Consider the following 16,759-nt stretch of genomic DNA (forward strand, 5'->3'; position numbering starts at 1 on the left):
ATGGATCTCGAAATTATGGCCGGGAAAACCGCCGTGATTACCGGAGCTGGATCGGGACTGGGCAAGGCGCTTGCCCGGCTTTGTGCATCCCAGGGCTGTAACGTCGTCATCGCCGATATCGACATGGACCATGCGCGCGAGGTTGCCGAGGGCATCGTCGCCGATGGCGGCGCGGCGCTGGCCGTGCACACCGATGTCGCGGACAGGGACTCGGTCAACGCGCTGGCTCAGGCATGTTATGACCGCTTTCGCGGGTGCGACTATTTGATCAACAATGCGGGAATTGCGATCTACAAGCCGCTGGTCGACACCAGCGAAGAGGATTGGAACCGGGTTATCGGGGTCAACCTGCTCGGAATCGCTAACGGCATATCCGCTTTCATGCCCCGGATGACTGCCGCGCAGACCAGCGGCCATATTGTCAATATCGCCTCGATGGCAGGGCTTCTTCCGCTCGAAGGCTTTGGAATTTATGTCGCGACGAAATTCGCAGTGGTCGGCCTATCCGAAGTGCTGGCGAAAGAACTCGACTCTACGAGAATCAGTGTAACGGTTGCCTGCCCCGGATGGATTGCAACGGCCATTCAGCCGACCGACCCGGACGCGCCCCAGCCGTCCTTCCCACCCGAATTGTCGCGCGTCATAGCGCCTGGCGAAGCCGCGCGGATCATCCTTGACGCCATGCTCGCAAAGCGTCTCCACGCGCCGACCCATCCCGAATGGCGGGATACGGTAGCCGCCCGTTCGGAAACGGTCGTCGAGGCCTTTGAGCGCTGAATTTCTGGCGCCAGACCCTGGTGCGCTTCTGCTTTTCGAGGGCTCCTTTCGAGCCAATCTATAACCGTACCGGAACCAAGACGAGTAGGATGTGAGCAAAGCCTCACTTACCCCAATCCTCACAAAGAGGGGTTCAAAGGCTCCCAGGGATGAAGGCGCATAGGATCCGATCAAAAAGATCGACCGCCGGGAAGGGGAAGCTCGCAGAAATGATCCACATGCACGCTGCGCATGCAGGGTAGGCGCCGTTACGGCATCCGCCATTCAGCCGCGCATATGCATTCAACCGGGGCGCGCCCACAATGTCGTCAGGCCTTGGGGGACGCCCGCCCACACCGAATCAACCACGAGACAATCGCCATGAAATCTGTAGGAGAGTTGGGACATGCGTAGGAACATCATAAACACATATCTGGTCGGCACCGCGTTGTGCATTTTGCCTTTCACGGCAGCACAGGGGCAGACAACATCGGAACCGGCGGCCGAAGAGAGCGGCGTTTCCGACGGCGTAATCGTCGTGACCGCACAAAAGCGTTCGGAGCGGCTCACTGACGTTCCGATGTCCATCACCGCCATAACCGGCGACGACCTCGTGCGGAGCGGCATCAGCGAACCTTCGCAGCTTGGTCAGGCCGTTCCCGGCTTCAGCGCCCAGCAAAGCGCTTTCGGTACGCCGATCCTCTCGATCCGCGGCATCGGCTATAACGACAATTCCGTGACGGCCGGCTCGACCGTAACCGCCTATATCGACCAGGTCGCCCTTCCCTATTCGGTGATGGCGCGCGGTGCGATCATGGATCTCCAGCGGGTCGAAGTGCTCAAGGGACCCCAGGGCACATTATTCGGAATGAACTCGACCGGCGGTGCCATCAATTTCGTCGCAGCCCGACCCACGAGCAGTTTCGAAGCCGGTGTCGACCTGAGCGTCGGCCGGTTCAACGAAGTGGATTTTTCGGCCTTTATCAGCGGCCCGCTTACCGACACGGTGACGGCCCGCGCAGCGATCCAGGTCGAACGCTCCAGCGGCTGGCAGTATAGCACGACCCGCCCGAATGACCGGCTGGGCGACAAGGATTTCATCAACGGACGCCTGCTGATCGACTGGCAGGCAAGCGACCGGCTCTCCTTCCAGCTCGGCCTCAGCGCCTGGCATGACGGATCGGAAAACCAGGCGGCGCAGTTTGTGCAATTCTCGCCGGCCGTTCCCGTCACCCCGCTGACCCAATTCGTCGCGGATGCGATGAATGCGTCTCCGGTGGCCGGCGACAATCCGCGTGAAGCCGATTGGGATCCCAATACCGATCTTACGCGCGGCGATGATTTCCGGCAGGTTTCCCTTCGTGCAGACTGGGAACTGACGGACGATATCACCTTGACGTCGATTACGGCCTATTCCGATTTCCGCGGAGATTCGCCGATCGATATCGACGGCACCGCCTTCAACGCTTTCCTGGTGCAGGAGCATGACACCAAATTGACAACCTTCTCCCAGGAACTGCGCTTTGCCGGCACGTCCGGCCCGGTCGACTGGATGATCGGTGGTAATTACCAGGACGAGATTGCCAATGAATCGACGCGGACAAACGCGCAGGGCACGAACAGCCAGATCGGGCCGTTCATATTCACGCCGCTCGGGCAGATAGCCAATCAGTCCATCGACACGATTTCTGTTTTCGGCAGTCTCGATTTCCACGTAACCGACCAGCTGACCTTGCAGGGTTCTGCGCGCTATGCATCGCAGAATCGGGACTTTAGCGGCTGTATCCGGGATGCCGGTGCCGGCGCAGTAGGTGTCAGCGCCGCCCAGGCCTTCAGCTTCCTGGCAACGATATTCTCGGGAACGCCAACGACCATTCCGGCAGGCGGCTGCGTCACACTGGACGCAACCACCTTTGCCCCCGGCCTTGCCAATTCAAGCCTCGATGAAGACAATCTCTCATGGCGGCTCGGTGCCGACTATCGTTTCAATGACAATGCGATGATCTATGCCAATGTCACCCGCGGCTATAAATCCGGCAGTTATGCTCTCGTACCAGGCATTCTCTCCAGCCAGTTCACCCCGGTAACGCAGGAATCCGTGCTCGCCTTCGAGGCCGGCACCCGCCTGTCGACCATCGACAACCGGTTCAGCATCGAATTCGCGGCCTTTTACAATGACTATGAGGACAAGCAGCTCAAAGGCATCGTGCTGACGCCGGTGTTCGGTCCCCTGCCCCAGCTGGTTAATATACCGGAATCCGAAGTCTATGGTTTCGAGGTCAATCTGGCCGCCCGCCCGGTTGAAGGTCTGCGGCTCAGCACGGGCATCACCTATGTTGCTTCCGAAGTGCTGACGGACCCAGTTGCTCCCGCTGAGCCCAGAGGCCCGTTTGGCGGGCTGACCAGCTATGTCGGGGAATCTTTTCCGAACACCCCGGAATGGCAGATCGTGAGCGATGCCGAATATGAATTCCCGATCGGTGCAGGCGGGCTTCGCGGCTTTGTCGGCGGATCGCTCACCTATCGCAGCAGCAGTCCGGCGGCATTCGGCAACAATCCGGTGTTCCAGCTGCCTTCCTCCACGTTGGTGGATCTGCGGGCCGGCATAGAAGCCGCAGACGGCCATTGGACGGCGCAGGTCTGGGGCCGCAACGTCACAAACGAGCATTATTGGACCAATGTGACCCATCTCACCGACTATGTTTCACGTCTGACCGGCGCGCCGGCAACCTACGGCATATCCGTCGGCTACCGCTACTAGCATGTCTCTCCTGAAGGCGGGGTCTGTCCGTTTGTCGGGCAAACCCCGCCTTCTTTTTTTGGGTAATGCTGCCTGCCGCCGATAGCCCCGGCAAGAGGGGTAGTTCGTCGAAGATGCTCCGCCCTTCTTGCCGACCGGCCCAATTGCCGTCGCGTACGGCTAACCGGCCTTAATTGTTTCTGGCGTTCCCGGCCCGGCACTGCTCTAACTATGCTTTGTAGCGGGGGACAGTATGGAATATTTGCAAATGAACGGGGCAGGTGAGGCCACGGCGCAATGGGGATTGCGGCTGGCGGGTGCGGCAATGCTGGCTATGTGGGCCTGGCCCGCGCAGACGCAGGTCCCGCAAGCAGTCGCGGCCGATATGGTTGCGAAACAGGATAACACCGCATCAAAATCTCCGCCGCCGGAGCTCAGAAGGGACTTTTCATTCAATGGCGTGACGCAGGAGGACGCGACAGTTTTCCGTTATGATGGCGGAATATTCCGGGAATCGTCAGACGGCTGGACGGAAACCAGAGATTCCGGCGAGGTCTTCACCTATGATCTCGTTACGGGCAGGCCCGGGGGAAACGCATTGTCATTTCATGATGCTGACCGGAATGTTCGCGCCAGCATATCCTTCAGCAACGGCGCGATCTTCATCCGTGCCGCCGATGGCTCCCTCATACGGTCCCATCAGGTCACGGCGGCCGAAGCGGTCCCGCGCAGCTATCCGCGGCCGCACCGCCCCAGCATGTATGATCTCCAAACAGCGAATTTCGAAGGCGGACAGTTGCGCCGCAGCCTGTACGGGCAATGGATCAGGCGAGACGATGATGGCCACTGCAGCATCTATCGCTCCTGGTCCGCGGGTATGATCGATTTCTCCATCTGGGACGAGGAAAACGATATCGTCCTGACAATCTACCTCGATACGATGGGGATGCAGGCCGAAAGGCTGAACGCAGGCGTGAGATCGCCGATCGACGGGTATCGCCTGACAGAGGTGTCAAGAGAGCGGGATTTCGATCCGATGCGCGATTGCAACGATCGGCCCGCCCCGATTCCCTCACCGGCAACGGATAGCGGATCCGGCAATTTTCCCCTGGAAACCATCCAAACCCGTATCGGGGTATTCTCGCGAATTTCGGACGATCAGTGGAGTTATTTCGCCGTCCATGGGGACCTGGAACGGGCCACTGAGACGCTGCCCTATGACGTCATGGAGAGCAGCGATAGCCATCTGCTCGCCTATAATGAAGCAAATGAAGTTTATGCGCTGATCGAACTCGACAATCGATCACTCTCTGTTTTCAGCCTGAACGGCGTTGTCGACCAATTCTATCCAATCACGGAAACTACTCCCGAATTCGCCTGGGAAACGGCATCGCAAAGACGCGATATGACCGCGACCGAGATGACGACCATAGATTATGAGGGAGGCCAGTTTCGCCGGCTCGGGGCCGGATCATGGATCGATATGTCGGACGAAAATGGCTGCTCTTATTACGATGAATGGGACCGTGACCTCGGCAATGTGACCATGATTTTCACCAGGCGGCGTCGTTCCAGTTCACCGCGTATCTCGATCAATATCGCTGGTATGACTGCCACCGTACATAGCGGTTATGCGGCCGGTTCTCCGGTCGTGGAAACGCGGCAGTTGACGGCGACAGGCAATGAAGACCTTGGCTATAACCCGTCAGACGTCTGCTACGCCAATTAGAATTCGCGTAGGGAAGGCAATACTGCCGGATAGGCTTGAGGCTCCAGAGTTATATTCGATTGATTTTTAATACAAATCTCGCCTGAAGAGCATCCTGACAGGATTCGAGACCGCCGTCGCTTCATCGTCAGGGCAGCCGGATGAAATGACAGGATGACATCCCGCGTCCCGAAGACGGAATCTGGGTCGTGCTTCCGCAAATACCAGAATCTCTATCTAATTGTTTTTAAGTTATAATTTGGCGGAGAGGGTGGGATTCGAACCCACGGTACCCATAAGGCACAACGGTTTTCGAGACCGCCCCGTTCGACCACTCCGGCACCTCTCCGCAAGAATCAAGGTACACCGGCATTGCTGCCGGGCGGGCCGTTCAAGCGGCGCGCATTAGCTTACCCCACAGCGCTTGCCAAGTCCGCGCTTGTCACCAGAGGGGGCCGCACCTACATTATTTGCAATGGACCCGGATATTCCCTCCCCGCGCGAACGCAATATTTTCGCGAAAGACGCGCCACCAGTGGCGCATGCGAGCTTTACGATTGGCGATATCGTGAAGCACCGCATGTTCGACTTTCGCGGCGTTATCTTCGATATCGACCCCGTTTTTGCCAATAGCGACGATTGGTATGAGGCCATTCCGGAGGATATCCGTCCCCGCAAGGATCAGCCCTTTTATCACCTGCTCGCGGAAAATGCGGAAAGCAGCTATGTCGCTTATGTCAGCCAGCAGAACTTGCTGCATGACGAAAGCGAAGAGCCGATCGACCATCCGGCCATTGCCGGCATTTTCGATGGCATTACCAAGGGGCGTTACACGCTGAAACCCGAACATCGCCATTAGACTCCGAGCCGACAAATCCTGCCGCCATGTGGAAACGACAGGAAAACATAACACCACATGACATGCAGGAGAGCATAGTTTTGGCAACCGCAGCAATGGACCATAGCGCAGTACCCCGCCCGTCCCGCCTTCTGGCCTTTTCCGAACTGCATCGGGCGGCGTTCGAGATGGCAACCCTGCCGCTATCCTCGCCGTTGCTCTATTCGGCCCCGCGCGGCGATGGCCATCCGGTGATGGTACTGCCGGGCTTTATGGCCAGCGGCCGTTCGACGCGGGTCATCCGGCGTTATCTCGACCGGCTGGGCTATGACACATATTGCTGGGACCTCGGCCGCAACCTCGGCCCCAAGGCGATCGGTCATGAAGGCGAATTGCTGATCGAAAAGCTGCACGAAATTCACGAGGAAACTGGTGAAAAGGTCAGCCTCGTCGGGTGGAGCCTCGGCGGCTCCATGTCGCGCCAGCTCGGCCAGCGCGTGCCTGAAATGATAAGGCAGGTTGTTACTCTTGGTTCGCCGATGCGCGGCCATGCGCAGTCCACCACTGTGTGGCGCGTCTATGAGGCAGCAACCGGTGAACGGGTCAGCAGCGCCAAGATGCAGCAGCAGATGGCTGAAATTTCCGCAGTACCGAAAGTACCGACCACGGCCGTATACTCAAAGGCGGATGGCGTCGTGCCATGGCAGAATTGTTTGGTGACCGAGAGCGCCCATTCGGAAAATGTCGGCGTTTATGGTAGCCATTGCGGCCTCGGCGTGAACGGGCCCGTCCTCTATCTGATCGCCAATCGCCTGGCCCAGGCAGAAGGCGAATGGGCGCCGTTCGAAGCCAGGGGCCTCCAGTCGGCGATTTTTCCCTCGCACAACTAGCCGGCTGCGGCCTTGCGCCTGGCCTTCGATTTCTTTGCCGCCGATTTCTTCGCCGCATTTTTCCTGGGTTTGGGCTTGGGCTGGGAAGCGACCAATGCGGCCATCAGTTCGTCGAACGTATCGCGTAGCGCCTGGGCGTAATTTTCAGGATCGCTGACCGCTTCGCGATCGGCGGTGAAGGAAAGCGTCAATGTGCCGCCCGAGCTGTAGACGATATTGATTAGCCCCATCCCGTCGAAAATCGGGCCGACACCGAATTGCTCGATCAGCCGCGCTCCGGCGAAATAGATATCCATCGGCGGACCCGGCACATTGGTGACAACGCAGTTAAAGGCGGGTGCATGCGCGCTCGCAAGCCCCGCGCGGGCATAGAGCCGCGCGCCGAGCCCCATCAGCGCGCCGGGCATCATCCCGCTCATGCGCGAGAGGTTGCGCGCGCCCATCGCATTGGTGAGATTCTTCGATTTCTGCGCCTTGTCGTGGACATAATTGAGCCGCTCGACCGGGTCCTCGATATGGGTGCCAAGCCCGACGATCATCGCCGAGACCTGATTGCCCAGATCGGCCTTCTGATCGTCCGAGCGTACTGAAATCGGCGCCATGGCCGTCATGTCGTCCTTGGGCAGATCGTCTTTCGAGATCAGATATTTGCGCAGGCCGCCGCCGAAGATCGAAAGCACTACATCGTTCACGGTCGCATCTTCAACGGCCGTCTTGATCGCTTTGATATCCGCAAGGTCGAACCGAACGCCGTTGAACACCCGGTGCGGCGAGATGGTCTGGTTGAACAGGGTTTTGGGTGCGCTGCCGCTGGATGGAAGGTTCAGGTCGCGCGTCAGCAGGCCGGCGCCGGCCTTGGCCATGCCCGGAATGCTGCGGGCGACGATATCGGCGATCTTGAAGGGCTGGCGCACGGCATTGATCTGCGCGCGCACGAGAAGCTCCGCATCGGCCGGTTTACTGTCCGCTTTCCAGTTCATGTCGAAGCTGCGCTCCGGCACATCGGGGGTCAGGTCATGCACGGCCGTGGTGATTTCAACCCCCGACATGCCGTCGATCGCCGCATGATGGATTTTGGAGAGGATTGCGATGCAGCCTTTGGGCAGGCCCTCGATATTGTCGAGGCCCTCGATCACTGTGAATTCCCAGAGCGGTTTGGTGAGATCGAGCGCACGGGAATGCAGCCGCGCCGCGAGAATACACAACTGCCGCCAGTCCCCGGGCTCGGGCAGGGCGACATGCCGAACATGATATTCCAAATCGAAATCGGGATCCTCGATCCAATAAGGATGATCGAGATCGAAAGGCACGCGCACCAGCCGCCGCCGAAAGGCCCAAGCCCCGTCCAGCCGGCCCTCGATAAACTCAAGAACCTCCTTGAAACGGAGTTTGCCATTGGGCGATGTCGACGGGTCGTATAGTGCCAGCGATCCGATGTGCATCGGTGTCGATGGCGTCTCCATATAAACGAAAGACGCGTCCATCGGGCTAAGCTGCTGCATCATTTCCTCCCAGGGCAGATCCGGTATTCCCGGATTCTTGTCACTGCAATTGGCGAAACTAATGCAATATCGCGGATTTTGATACAGCAGCGCCAATCCGGGGCGTTCCTATCCCCAAACGACACAGGATATCGGATCGCCTTAGTGTCTCAGCGCGGCTCCCGCCACATGGCTTCCAGCGGCGGTGCGGCGGGCCCTGGCGAAAAATGCTCGATATGATCGAAACCCTGCCCGGCATAGAAGCTATGATTGCGCGGGTTCGAATTTTCCAGATAGGCAGGCAAGCCCGCACGATCGCATGCGTCCAGCATCGGCGCCAGAAGCGCGCGGCCGAGGCCCCGTCCCTGTGCCGATGCGCGTACTGCAATAGTATAGAGATAGGCATGAGGTTCTTTGGGGTGATGCCGCGCCATAGCGCTCCCCGCACTCATTCCCCGTTTCAGCGAGCCGAAACCGCCGCCACGGATCATGTGCCATGCAATATTCATCTGCCCGGCGAGCGGCATAGTATTGTTCACCCCGGGCAACAGCCATTGGGTCGCCCCATCGTCGCCCGCGAGATGACAGATGCCGTGTGGCAGATAGATATCGCGCGCCATCCGGCCGAACACCGCCGCCATGGGCCGCTTGTTCCCGAAGACCCAGCTCGAAACGGGATCGTTTTGGAACGCATCCCCGGTGATCGCTCCGATCATTCGCCAATCCGATTGGGCGGCCCTGCGCATTGTTTCGGGGAGTCGAATGTCCATCTCAGCCATCGCGTGCACCTTTCTTCCAGATCACTGTCTGCATTCCAACGAAGCGTGCGAGCCGGTCGAGCTCGGCATCCAGCTTCTGCCAACGTGCACGCCCCCATCTAACGCCGGGTTCAGGCCAGGTATTGTGGACAATCAGCTCGCCCGCCTTGCGGTCCGCCTTCGCCTCGATCCGTCCGACAAAACGATCCCCTTCCAGTATCGGCATGACATAATAGCCCCATTTCCGCTGGGCCGCAGGGACGAAGATCTCGATGCGATAGTAAAAGCCGAACAGGCGCGAGATACGGGACCGGTCCCGCACGACCGGATCGAAGGGGCTGAGGATGCGCAGACGCGATGTTGGCGCGGGAGCATTATCCAGCTTTTTTTCTATCGAGGCCGGAGCAAAGAGGGGCAGCTTCGTGCCGTCCGCGCAGGCGATCTCGACCTCGACCAGCTCATCGGCCACCGCGCGCCGCCAGGCCTTTACCTCGGCAAGTGCCGCCGCGCCCCAGAACCGCATGACATCGCCCTCGCTGGCAAAGGCCAGCCGGTCGAGCGCAGCGCGGCATAGCCAATCGAGCTGTTCCGCATCGCTACGCACCTCTTCGCGTACATGGCCCGGGATCACCCGCTCGCTCAGATCGTAATATTTGGTGAAGTTGGTGCGATGCGATGTCGCCAGCTCGCCAGCATACCACATATGATCGAGGGCCAGCTTATGCGGCGGGCGCGCCCACATCTCCTTCGAGGTCTTTTTGGTATCGAAGGCATGGGTGGAAAGCGGGCCTTCCGCCTCGATCCGTGCCCTGATCGCCGCCATCCCCTCGGCATCCACCATGGAACGTGTTTGTGCCCAGCGCCCTGTCCTCTCGCCCAGTCGGTCCAACTGTCGCCGCCAATAGGGGTAGGTTTCGATCGGTAAAACCGAAGCGTCATGGGTGAAATGCTCGAATATCGAGCGGTCTTCCGCCAGCAGCCGATCCAGCATCGGTTCGCGATAATTCTGGTTGCGCGACCACAGGATGTGATGATGGGCGCGTGCAACGGCCTGGATCGTATCAAGCTGCACAAACCCCAGCCTGCGGATAATGGCCATCACATCGAGCGGGCCCGTGGGGGTTTGCGAGAGCCCCTGTGCATCGATCCAGAGCCGACGCGCGTCGCGATTGGATATCTTCAGGCCCATTCACAGGACAGTGCATCAGATGGATGGAAAGAGGAAGACAGCATTCGGCGACAATGCTTTCCATTGCATCCGGCGGCGATATGCTGTGAATGGAGGCCATGGCGGAAAAACGTTTCGAACGACACAAGCAGGCCTGGACAAGCGATGAAATCCAGAAGCTACACCGGCTTGCCCAAAAAGGCGTGCCGCTGAAGCAGATCGCAAAGGCGCTCACCCGCAGCGAGGAGTCCGTCAAGAAACGCGCCAAGGCGGACAAGCTGAAGATCGCCAAGCTTCACTAGGCCAGAACGATAGCGGGGAAGGAATCGAAATGACTGAAACGCCCGAACCGGAGCGCTTCGGCGAGTTTCTCTCCTTGGAGCGCGATGGCCGTGTCGTTATCGTCACCTTCGATCGCGGCGACGGCATGAACGCCCTGTCGAACAATGCGATGCGCGAACTCACCGACTGTGCGCGCATGCTCTCCGACGACACCGAGAGCTCGGCGATCGTCCTGGCTGGCAAAGGCGGCTTTTCCGCCGGTTTCGATCTCAAGACCCCGGACAGCAAAGCACCCGAAAAGCCGACGCTGCTGGACCGCCGCCAGGCTCTGAAAGTCGGACCGGATATGTGCGCGGCATGGGAAAAGCTGGAACAGTTAACCATCGCGGCCGTGGAACGGTTCTGCATCGGCGGGGGCGTTGCACTGGCAATCGCCTGCGATCACCGGATCGCTGGCGAAGACGCCCATTTCCGATTGCCCGAGATCCCGCTCGGCATGAATATGAGCTGGCAGAGCAATCCGAGAACCGTTTCGCTGATCGGCCCGTCGCGCGCGAAGCGCTTCACGATACTCGGTGAGAAATTGAACGCCCCACAGGCTCTGGAATGGGGGATGGTCGACGAAATTGCGCCGCCCGGCAGCGCCCTGGATGCAGCCAGGGCGCTGGCGGAGCGCTATGCCGCTATGCCGCCCATCCCACTACGCATGACCAAACAGGCGATAAATGCCGCTGCGGGAGCATTGAACCATGCGACCAGCTATATGGATCGCGACCAGTTTCTGCTGACCTCCATGAGCGCGGACCAGAAAGAGGGCGTGGCTGCCTTTCTTGAAAAGAGAAAACCCGATTTTACAGGCGATTAAGCGTAGAAAATCGGCAGCATAGGCCTGAACTCCTTCGCGCCACCAACCGCCCTTCCCAAAACGGTACGCGCAAAAGAATTGACAGGCGCGCTCCCGACGCGCCACCCTTCAAAGAAAACTAGGAGAATGATGCGATGGCGCAGCTCGAAGGCGAACCGGAAGCAACCATGGCACTGGGGCCGCTTGTCGGCCTGGCGCGCGAGGATTTTGTCGGCGCCATAGCCATGCTGCTGCGGGAAACCGCCAGCGATCCACAAAAGGCGTTCAAGCACGCATCGAGTTTTTCCGAAGACGTGGTGCAGATCATGACGGGCAAGTCGGAACTGGCGCCCAACCCGCGCGACAAGCGGTTCATGGACCCTGCCTTCACCTTCAATCCCTTTTATAAAGCGGGGATGCAGTATTTCCTCGCAGTGGAAAAAGGCACAAAGACCTGGATCGAAGACCTTGAGCTCGATGCGCTGGAAAAGGATCGGGCGAGCTTCATCTCCCAGATCGTGATCGATGCGCTGTCTCCGACCAACAGTTTTGCCGGCAATCCGATGGCGCAGAAACGGGCCATCGACAGTGGTGGACTTTCCCTGATCAAGGGCCTCAAGAACGCCTATGAAGACCTGACCAAGAACCAGGGCATGGTCAGCCAAGTCAATAAGAAGCCGTTCAAGCTGGGCGAGAATGTCGCCACATCGCCCGGCGCGGTCGTGTACCGCGACGATATGATGGAGCTGATCCAGTATCAGCCGAGCACTGACAAAGTCTATGCGATCCCGCAGCTCACCATCCCGCCGCAGATCAACAAAATGTACATCAACGATCTCTCACCAGAAAAAAGCGTGGTGAAATTTCAGGTCGATCACGGCATCCAGACGTTCGTCATCAGCTGGCGCAACCCGACGGAAGACATGGGCGTGTGGGGCATGGACGACTATGTCGACGCCTGTATCCGCGCGCTCGCCACGGTGCAGGAAATCACCGGTTCGGACAAAGTTAACGTGTCGGGCGGCTGTTCGGGCGGGCAGACCATGTCCGTCCTGCTCTCCAAGCTGGCCGCGGAGAAGGATGACAGCATCAACGCGGCGACCATGATGGTTTGCGTGCTCGAGCCCAAGCCCGGCGATACCGAGGCAAGTTCCCTCGTATCCGAAAATGGTATCGCGCTCGCCAAGCAGCGCGCCAGGCGCAAGGGCGTGATCGAAGCGAATTCACTGGCTCGCAGTTTTGCCTGGCTCAGGCCGAACGACCTTATCTGGAACTATGTGATCAACAATTATCTGATGGGCGACGATCCGCCCGCTTTTGACGTATTGTTCTGGAATGCGGATGCGACCAACCTCTCGGCGACGCTGATGGGCGATTTCCTCGATCTGTTCGAGGCCAATGCCTATGCCGAGCCCGGAAAGTTCGACATTGCCGGCCACACCGTCGACCTCACAAAGGTCAAGAACGATATGTTCATCCTAGGCGGGGTTACCGATCACATCACGCCGTGGCGCGCCTGTTATCGCTCGACCCAGCTGTTCGGCTCGAAAAATGTCGAATTTGTCCTGTCGCAGGCCGGTCACATGCAGGCGATCCTCAATCCTCCGGGCAATCCAAAGGCCAAATATTTCAAAATGAAAAAGAAGGGCAAGCCGCCCGCTTCTGTGGATAAATGGATGGAAGGCACCGAGGAAATCAAGGATAGCTGGTGGCCTTACTGGATGGAATGGCTTCAGGCCCGCTCCGGGGATGAGAAAGCCGCGCCAAAAATGCTTGGCAGCAAGACGAACAAGGCAATGGAGGCCGCGCCGGGCACCTATGTTCTGGAATAGTCCTCCCGAACAGGCCAATCCCTGCTGATCTCCGGCAGCCCCCAAGCAACGGAAAGTCATCAATGACCAAAGCCAGCCATATGGAAGCACCCGAATACACCCTAGAAACCGTCGATGGGCGGCAATTGCAGGTTGCCTATTGGCGCTATTCGGGGCCGTCCAACGGCAAGCCGCCGTTGCTGTTCTTCAACGGCATCGGCGCGAATACGGAAGTCGCGGCGCCCCTGCCGACAATGCTGAACGATCGGGACTTTATCACTTTCGATATGCCCGGTGTCGGCGAATCGCCGGAACCGACCATCCCCTACAACCCGTTTATCATGGCGCGGATCAGCGCGCTTTTGCTGGATCGCTACGAAATGCCGGTGGTCGACGTTATGGGCGTGAGCTGGGGCGGCGCGATGGCGCAGCACTTCACTCTGCAACATGGCAACCGCGTAAACAGACTGATCCTGGTCGCTACGACGGCCGGCATGCTGATGGTTCCCGGCAAGTTCGAAGCGCTCTCGAAAATGGTGGACCCACGCCGTTATATCGATCCGAGCTTCATGGAGAAGCACTTCAAAACGCTTTATGGCGGATCGACCGAAGGATCCGACGGCCATATCCACCGGATCAAGGCTCCCTCCAAGATCGGCTATTTCTATCAGCTTCTGGCGATGTTCGGCTGGACAAGCGCGCCGGCGCTACCGTTCCTGCGCAAACCGACATTGATCATGACCGGCGATCGCGATCCGATCGTGCAGCCGATAAACGGGCGAATGTTGCATGCGTTGATCCCGGGGAGCGAGCTCATTCTCATCGAGGATGGCGGGCATTTGTTCATGCTCAGCCATGCGGAAGAGTTTATAACGCATGCGCGCGAATTTCTCGATCGCGCAGAGGATGCAGAAAGCGCCGAGGCGGCCTGATTAAGGCATGGCAATCGGTTGACAAGCTGGCGCGCTTCCCATATTTGGCGCGCTTTCCCGCGCGGGGGCTTGGCCGTGGCCTTGTGCTCGTGCGGATCGCAAAACAGATGAAAGTTGGGTACCATGTTCGCAGTCGTGCGCACGGGCGGCAAACAATATCGCGTCGCTGAAGGTGATGTAATCACAATCGAGAAGATCGCTGGCCAAGCCGGTGATTCGGTTTCGTTTGACGATGTTCTGATGGCTGGCGAAGGCGCCACCCTGAAGGACACGAAGAGCCTCACCGTTTCCGGCGAGATCGTCGAACAGGGCCGCGGCGAAAAAATCATCGTCTTCAAGAAGAAGCGACGTCACAATTACCGCCGGAAAAACGGCCATCGCCAGATGCTGACCCAGATCAAGATCACGGGAATCGGCGCGGCGAAGAAAGCGGCACCGAAAAAGGCCGCTGCAAAGGCTGACGATGGCGACACGGCGAAAGCCGCGCCTGCGAAAAAGGCCCCGGCCAAAAAGACGGCAACGACCAAAGCTGCAAAGCCGGCCGCTGCGAAAAAGGCTCCGGCCAAGAAAGCGCCTGCCAAAAAGGCAGCGCCGAAGACAGACGATAAGGACGCGTAACCATGGCACATAAGAAAGCAGGCGGTTCGTCACGCAACGGTCGTGACTCAAACCCGAAATTCCTGGGCGTCAAAAAGTTCGGTGGCGAAAACGTCGTTGCCGGCAACATTATCGTGCGTCAGCGCGGGACCAAATGGATTCCGGCCGACAATGTCGGTCTTGGCCGCGACCACACGATCTTTTCGCTCGTGGACGGCACCGTCCGATTTAAAAAAGGCCGCAACAACCGCACCTATGTGGGCGTGGAAATGGCCGAAGCGGCGGAATAAGGACAGTCGATAAAGGGCTGTCCTCTGGGAGGGCAGCCCGATGGTTCCGGAAACGGGGCCGATTGAGGGAGACGGGCTGACCCGGTCTCCCTTTTTTATTGTCTCCCTCATATAATCGTCATCGAACGCGCCTAAGGGCTCGTTGGGGGCGACATGGAGAGAGACATGTTCGCGGTTACTAAGAGACTGTTGTTGAGACCTGGCTGGGCAGAGGACGCCCCTGCCCTCGCCAAAGCGGTCGACGATGAGAGAATTGCGCGGAATACCGCCCGGATACCTTGGCCCTACACCCAGAAGGATGCGGAGGAGTATCTCGCACGCGAGCAGGAATCGGAATATCCAAACTTCCAGATCATTGACCGGACAGTCGATCCGGTTCGCCTGATCGGGAGAATCGGCTTCATGGAAGGCGAGGGCGCGCCAGAGTTTGGCTATTGGATACGGCCCGACAGCTGGAATCAGGGCTATGCGACGGAGGCAGCGAAGGCCGCCCTTGCTGCGGTTCGATCATCGCTGGGCTATAACCGGATCATTGCCGGGCATTTCGTCGATAATCCGGCATCGGGCCGGGTGCTCGAAAAGCTGGGTTTCAGGCGGATCGGCCAATATACGCGGCGCTTCTCTCTCGCGCGCGGTTACGATGTCGAATGCGAAATGTTCGAATCCGTGGAGGAAGACATGGCGCTTAGCGCTCCATCCGCCCTCGCTGCGTGAAAGCCGTCCATATGCGCGGGTCATGTGCCGGAAAACGGCGCATGACCCGGTATCCTACGCGGCGACCGCTTCCCTGTTCTCAGGCAGCAGCGCATCGACATAATCGCTGTCCGCAAGCCGGATCAGCGCGCGGTCGTCATGGTTCCACGGATGGAAACCCGGCAGGAAATAGGCCAGCCAAGGCTTGAGCGCGCGGCGAAGCTGGCCCGGACGCCCCCACAGATACCAGTTGATCCGCGCCAGTGCCCGCCAGCCGGTGATGCCGTCCTGGGCAAGCAGCGTACGCATGCCGCGAACCCGCTTGGGCCAGAACATCATGGTCACGAGCAGCATGACGCGCGCCTTGACCTTCCAGCGTTGCCAGCGGGACCAGTCTTTGGTCGCGTGGAGCCAGGTGTCATAGGCAACGCCCTTATGCTCGATCTCTTCGATCGCATGCCAGCGCCACAGATCGCCCCATTCCTGGTCAGCGCCATGGAGCAGATCTTTGTAATGCAGGAACTGGTGTGCGAGAATCGCCGTATAATGTTCGAGCGCCATGGTAACGCACAGATCGATAATGGCTGGGCGGTCCTTGGTTTTTTCCATCGATTCCTCGACGGTCTTCTCAAGTTCCGAGATATCGTAGCCGGTTTCGGTAACCTTGCGGTTGAAGGCCACATGCTCCCGCGTGTGCATCACTTCCTGCTGCACGAATGCACGGATTTCGCGTGCGAGCCGCGGGGATACGCCCTCGCGATGCGCTTTCACCGCTTCGATGAAATAGGCCTCGCCGCGCGGAAAAGTGACGGACAGCGCATTATAGAAAGCTGTGGCAACCGGATCATTGTTCATCCACCAGCGCTTCTGCTGGATATCCCGCCCGAACCGGCGGTCGCGCGGGGTTATCTCAAGGTCGACAGGTGTCTTGTCTTTGGCCATGGTGCGACTCCATTGAATTTATTCAGCAT

Annotated in this window: 16 protein-coding genes and 1 tRNA gene; 12 read left to right on the forward strand and 5 right to left on the reverse strand. The window is 58.9% G+C overall.

The window, feature by feature from the left end; translation table 11 throughout:
* The 3 genes from DFR46_RS06855 (at position 1) to DFR46_RS06865 (ending at position 5,225) form a co-directional block, all read left to right on the forward strand.
* Complete coding sequence (locus DFR46_RS06855; RefSeq protein WP_116235768.1) at positions 1–777, forward strand: SDR family NAD(P)-dependent oxidoreductase; 777 nt, start codon at positions 1–3, stop codon at positions 775–777.
* Between the two features lie 385 nt (positions 778–1,162).
* Positions 1,163–3,517 (forward strand): TonB-dependent receptor, encoded by a 2,355-nt coding sequence (locus DFR46_RS06860; protein WP_116235769.1) that lies wholly within the window; start codon positions 1,163–1,165, stop codon positions 3,515–3,517.
* 232 nt (positions 3,518–3,749) lie between these two features.
* Positions 3,750–5,225 carry a hypothetical protein gene (locus DFR46_RS06865; RefSeq protein ID WP_147297632.1) on the forward strand — a complete coding sequence of 492 codons (1,476 nt, stop codon included), beginning with the start codon at positions 3,750–3,752 and terminating at the stop codon, positions 5,223–5,225.
* Positions 5,226–5,464: 239 nt separating this feature from the next.
* On the opposite strand, the gene DFR46_RS06870 is transcribed toward DFR46_RS06865, so the two are convergent.
* Positions 5,465–5,553: transfer RNA gene (locus tag DFR46_RS06870), tRNA-Ser, on the reverse strand.
* A 126-nt stretch (positions 5,554–5,679) separates the two neighbouring features.
* Here DFR46_RS06870 and hspQ point away from each other — a divergent pair.
* The gene (gene hspQ, locus DFR46_RS06875; protein ID WP_116235771.1) at positions 5,680–6,063 is read left to right on the forward strand and encodes a heat shock protein HspQ; all 384 of its coding nucleotides are present in this window, start codon (positions 5,680–5,682) and stop codon (positions 6,061–6,063) included.
* Between the two features lie 80 nt (positions 6,064–6,143).
* Entirely contained in the window at positions 6,144–6,932 is a 789-nt protein-coding gene (locus DFR46_RS06880; RefSeq protein WP_147297633.1) for an esterase/lipase family protein, read from the forward strand.
* On the opposite strand, the gene DFR46_RS06885 is transcribed toward DFR46_RS06880, so the two are convergent.
* The 3 genes from DFR46_RS06885 to DFR46_RS06895 form a co-directional block, all read right to left on the reverse strand.
* On the reverse strand, positions 6,929–8,434 hold the full coding sequence (locus DFR46_RS06885; protein ID WP_211306390.1) for a WS/DGAT/MGAT family O-acyltransferase: 1,506 nt from the start codon (positions 8,432–8,434) through the stop codon (positions 6,929–6,931). The genes DFR46_RS06880 and DFR46_RS06885 overlap by 4 nt on opposite strands.
* A gap of 149 nt (positions 8,435–8,583) precedes the next feature.
* Positions 8,584–9,129, reverse strand: a complete 546-nt coding sequence (locus tag DFR46_RS06890; protein WP_162843415.1) for a GNAT family N-acetyltransferase — start codon at positions 9,127–9,129, stop codon at positions 8,584–8,586.
* Between the two features lie 55 nt (positions 9,130–9,184).
* A complete protein-coding gene (locus DFR46_RS06895; RefSeq protein ID WP_116235775.1) occupies positions 9,185–10,360 on the reverse strand; it encodes a winged helix-turn-helix domain-containing protein in 1,176 nt (391 codons plus the stop codon).
* A 98-nt stretch (positions 10,361–10,458) separates the two neighbouring features.
* On the opposite strand from DFR46_RS06895, the gene DFR46_RS06900 reads away from it, so the two are divergent.
* The 7 genes from DFR46_RS06900 (at position 10,459) to DFR46_RS06930 (ending at position 15,809) form a co-directional block, all read left to right on the forward strand.
* A complete protein-coding gene (locus DFR46_RS06900) occupies positions 10,459–10,641 on the forward strand; it encodes a hypothetical protein (protein ID WP_116237203.1) in 183 nt (60 codons plus the stop codon).
* Between the two features lie 29 nt (positions 10,642–10,670).
* Positions 10,671–11,486 (forward strand): enoyl-CoA hydratase/isomerase family protein, encoded by an 816-nt coding sequence (locus tag DFR46_RS06905; protein WP_116235776.1) that lies wholly within the window; start codon positions 10,671–10,673, stop codon positions 11,484–11,486.
* 134 nt (positions 11,487–11,620) lie between these two features.
* A complete protein-coding gene (locus DFR46_RS06910) occupies positions 11,621–13,297 on the forward strand; it encodes a PHA/PHB synthase family protein (RefSeq protein WP_116235777.1) in 1,677 nt (558 codons plus the stop codon).
* 62 nt (positions 13,298–13,359) lie between these two features.
* Positions 13,360–14,208, forward strand: coding sequence for an alpha/beta fold hydrolase (locus DFR46_RS06915; RefSeq protein ID WP_245953725.1), 849 nt, complete (start codon positions 13,360–13,362; stop codon positions 14,206–14,208).
* A gap of 123 nt (positions 14,209–14,331) precedes the next feature.
* Positions 14,332–14,826 carry a 50S ribosomal protein L21 gene (gene rplU, locus DFR46_RS06920; protein ID WP_116235778.1) on the forward strand — a complete coding sequence of 165 codons (495 nt, stop codon included), beginning with the start codon at positions 14,332–14,334 and terminating at the stop codon, positions 14,824–14,826.
* A 2-nt stretch (positions 14,827–14,828) separates the two neighbouring features.
* Positions 14,829–15,095 carry a 50S ribosomal protein L27 gene (gene rpmA, locus DFR46_RS06925; protein WP_116235779.1) on the forward strand — a complete coding sequence of 89 codons (267 nt, stop codon included), beginning with the start codon at positions 14,829–14,831 and terminating at the stop codon, positions 15,093–15,095.
* A gap of 165 nt (positions 15,096–15,260) precedes the next feature.
* Positions 15,261–15,809: a GNAT family N-acetyltransferase gene (locus DFR46_RS06930; protein WP_116235780.1), complete on the forward strand. Its 549-nt coding sequence runs from the start codon at positions 15,261–15,263 to the stop codon at positions 15,807–15,809.
* Positions 15,810–15,863: 54 nt separating this feature from the next.
* Here DFR46_RS06930 and DFR46_RS06935 read toward each other — a convergent pair whose 3' ends face one another.
* Positions 15,864–16,730 carry a metal-dependent hydrolase gene (locus DFR46_RS06935; protein ID WP_116235781.1) on the reverse strand — a complete coding sequence of 289 codons (867 nt, stop codon included), beginning with the start codon at positions 16,728–16,730 and terminating at the stop codon, positions 15,864–15,866.
* Positions 16,731–16,759: the final 29 nt, after the last annotated feature.

It is taken from the genome of Parasphingopyxis lamellibrachiae (assembly GCF_003385775.1).
In the GTDB taxonomy this organism is placed as follows: domain Bacteria; phylum Pseudomonadota; class Alphaproteobacteria; order Sphingomonadales; family Sphingomonadaceae; genus Parasphingopyxis; species Parasphingopyxis lamellibrachiae.

Bases quoted from the DNA above. Each gene is read 5' to 3' on its own strand.
- DFR46_RS06855 (WP_116235768.1), top strand. From the start codon at position 1: ATGGATCTCGAAATTATGGCCGGGAAAACCGCCGTGATTACCGGAGCT.
- DFR46_RS06860 (WP_116235769.1), top strand. From the start codon at position 1,163: ATGCGTAGGAACATCATAAACACATATCTGGTCGGCACCGCGTTGTGC.
- DFR46_RS06865 (WP_147297632.1), top strand. From the start codon at position 3,750: ATGGAATATTTGCAAATGAACGGGGCAGGTGAGGCCACGGCGCAATGG.
- hspQ (WP_116235771.1), top strand. From the start codon at position 5,680: ATGGACCCGGATATTCCCTCCCCGCGCGAACGCAATATTTTCGCGAAA.
- DFR46_RS06885 (WP_211306390.1), bottom strand. From the start codon at position 8,434: ATGCAGCAGCTTAGCCCGATGGACGCGTCTTTCGTTTATATGGAGACG.
- DFR46_RS06890 (WP_162843415.1), bottom strand. From the start codon at position 9,129: ATGATCGGAGCGATCACCGGGGATGCGTTCCAAAACGATCCCGTTTCG.
- DFR46_RS06895 (WP_116235775.1), bottom strand. From the start codon at position 10,360: ATGGGCCTGAAGATATCCAATCGCGACGCGCGTCGGCTCTGGATCGAT.
- DFR46_RS06900 (WP_116237203.1), top strand. From the start codon at position 10,459: ATGGCGGAAAAACGTTTCGAACGACACAAGCAGGCCTGGACAAGCGAT.
- DFR46_RS06905 (WP_116235776.1), top strand. From the start codon at position 10,671: ATGACTGAAACGCCCGAACCGGAGCGCTTCGGCGAGTTTCTCTCCTTG.
- DFR46_RS06910 (WP_116235777.1), top strand. From the start codon at position 11,621: ATGGCGCAGCTCGAAGGCGAACCGGAAGCAACCATGGCACTGGGGCCG.
- DFR46_RS06915 (WP_245953725.1), top strand. From the start codon at position 13,360: ATGACCAAAGCCAGCCATATGGAAGCACCCGAATACACCCTAGAAACC.
- rplU (WP_116235778.1), top strand. From the start codon at position 14,332: ATGTTCGCAGTCGTGCGCACGGGCGGCAAACAATATCGCGTCGCTGAA.
- rpmA (WP_116235779.1), top strand. From the start codon at position 14,829: ATGGCACATAAGAAAGCAGGCGGTTCGTCACGCAACGGTCGTGACTCA.
- DFR46_RS06930 (WP_116235780.1), top strand. From the start codon at position 15,261: ATGTTCGCGGTTACTAAGAGACTGTTGTTGAGACCTGGCTGGGCAGAG.
- DFR46_RS06935 (WP_116235781.1), bottom strand. From the start codon at position 16,730: ATGGCCAAAGACAAGACACCTGTCGACCTTGAGATAACCCCGCGCGAC.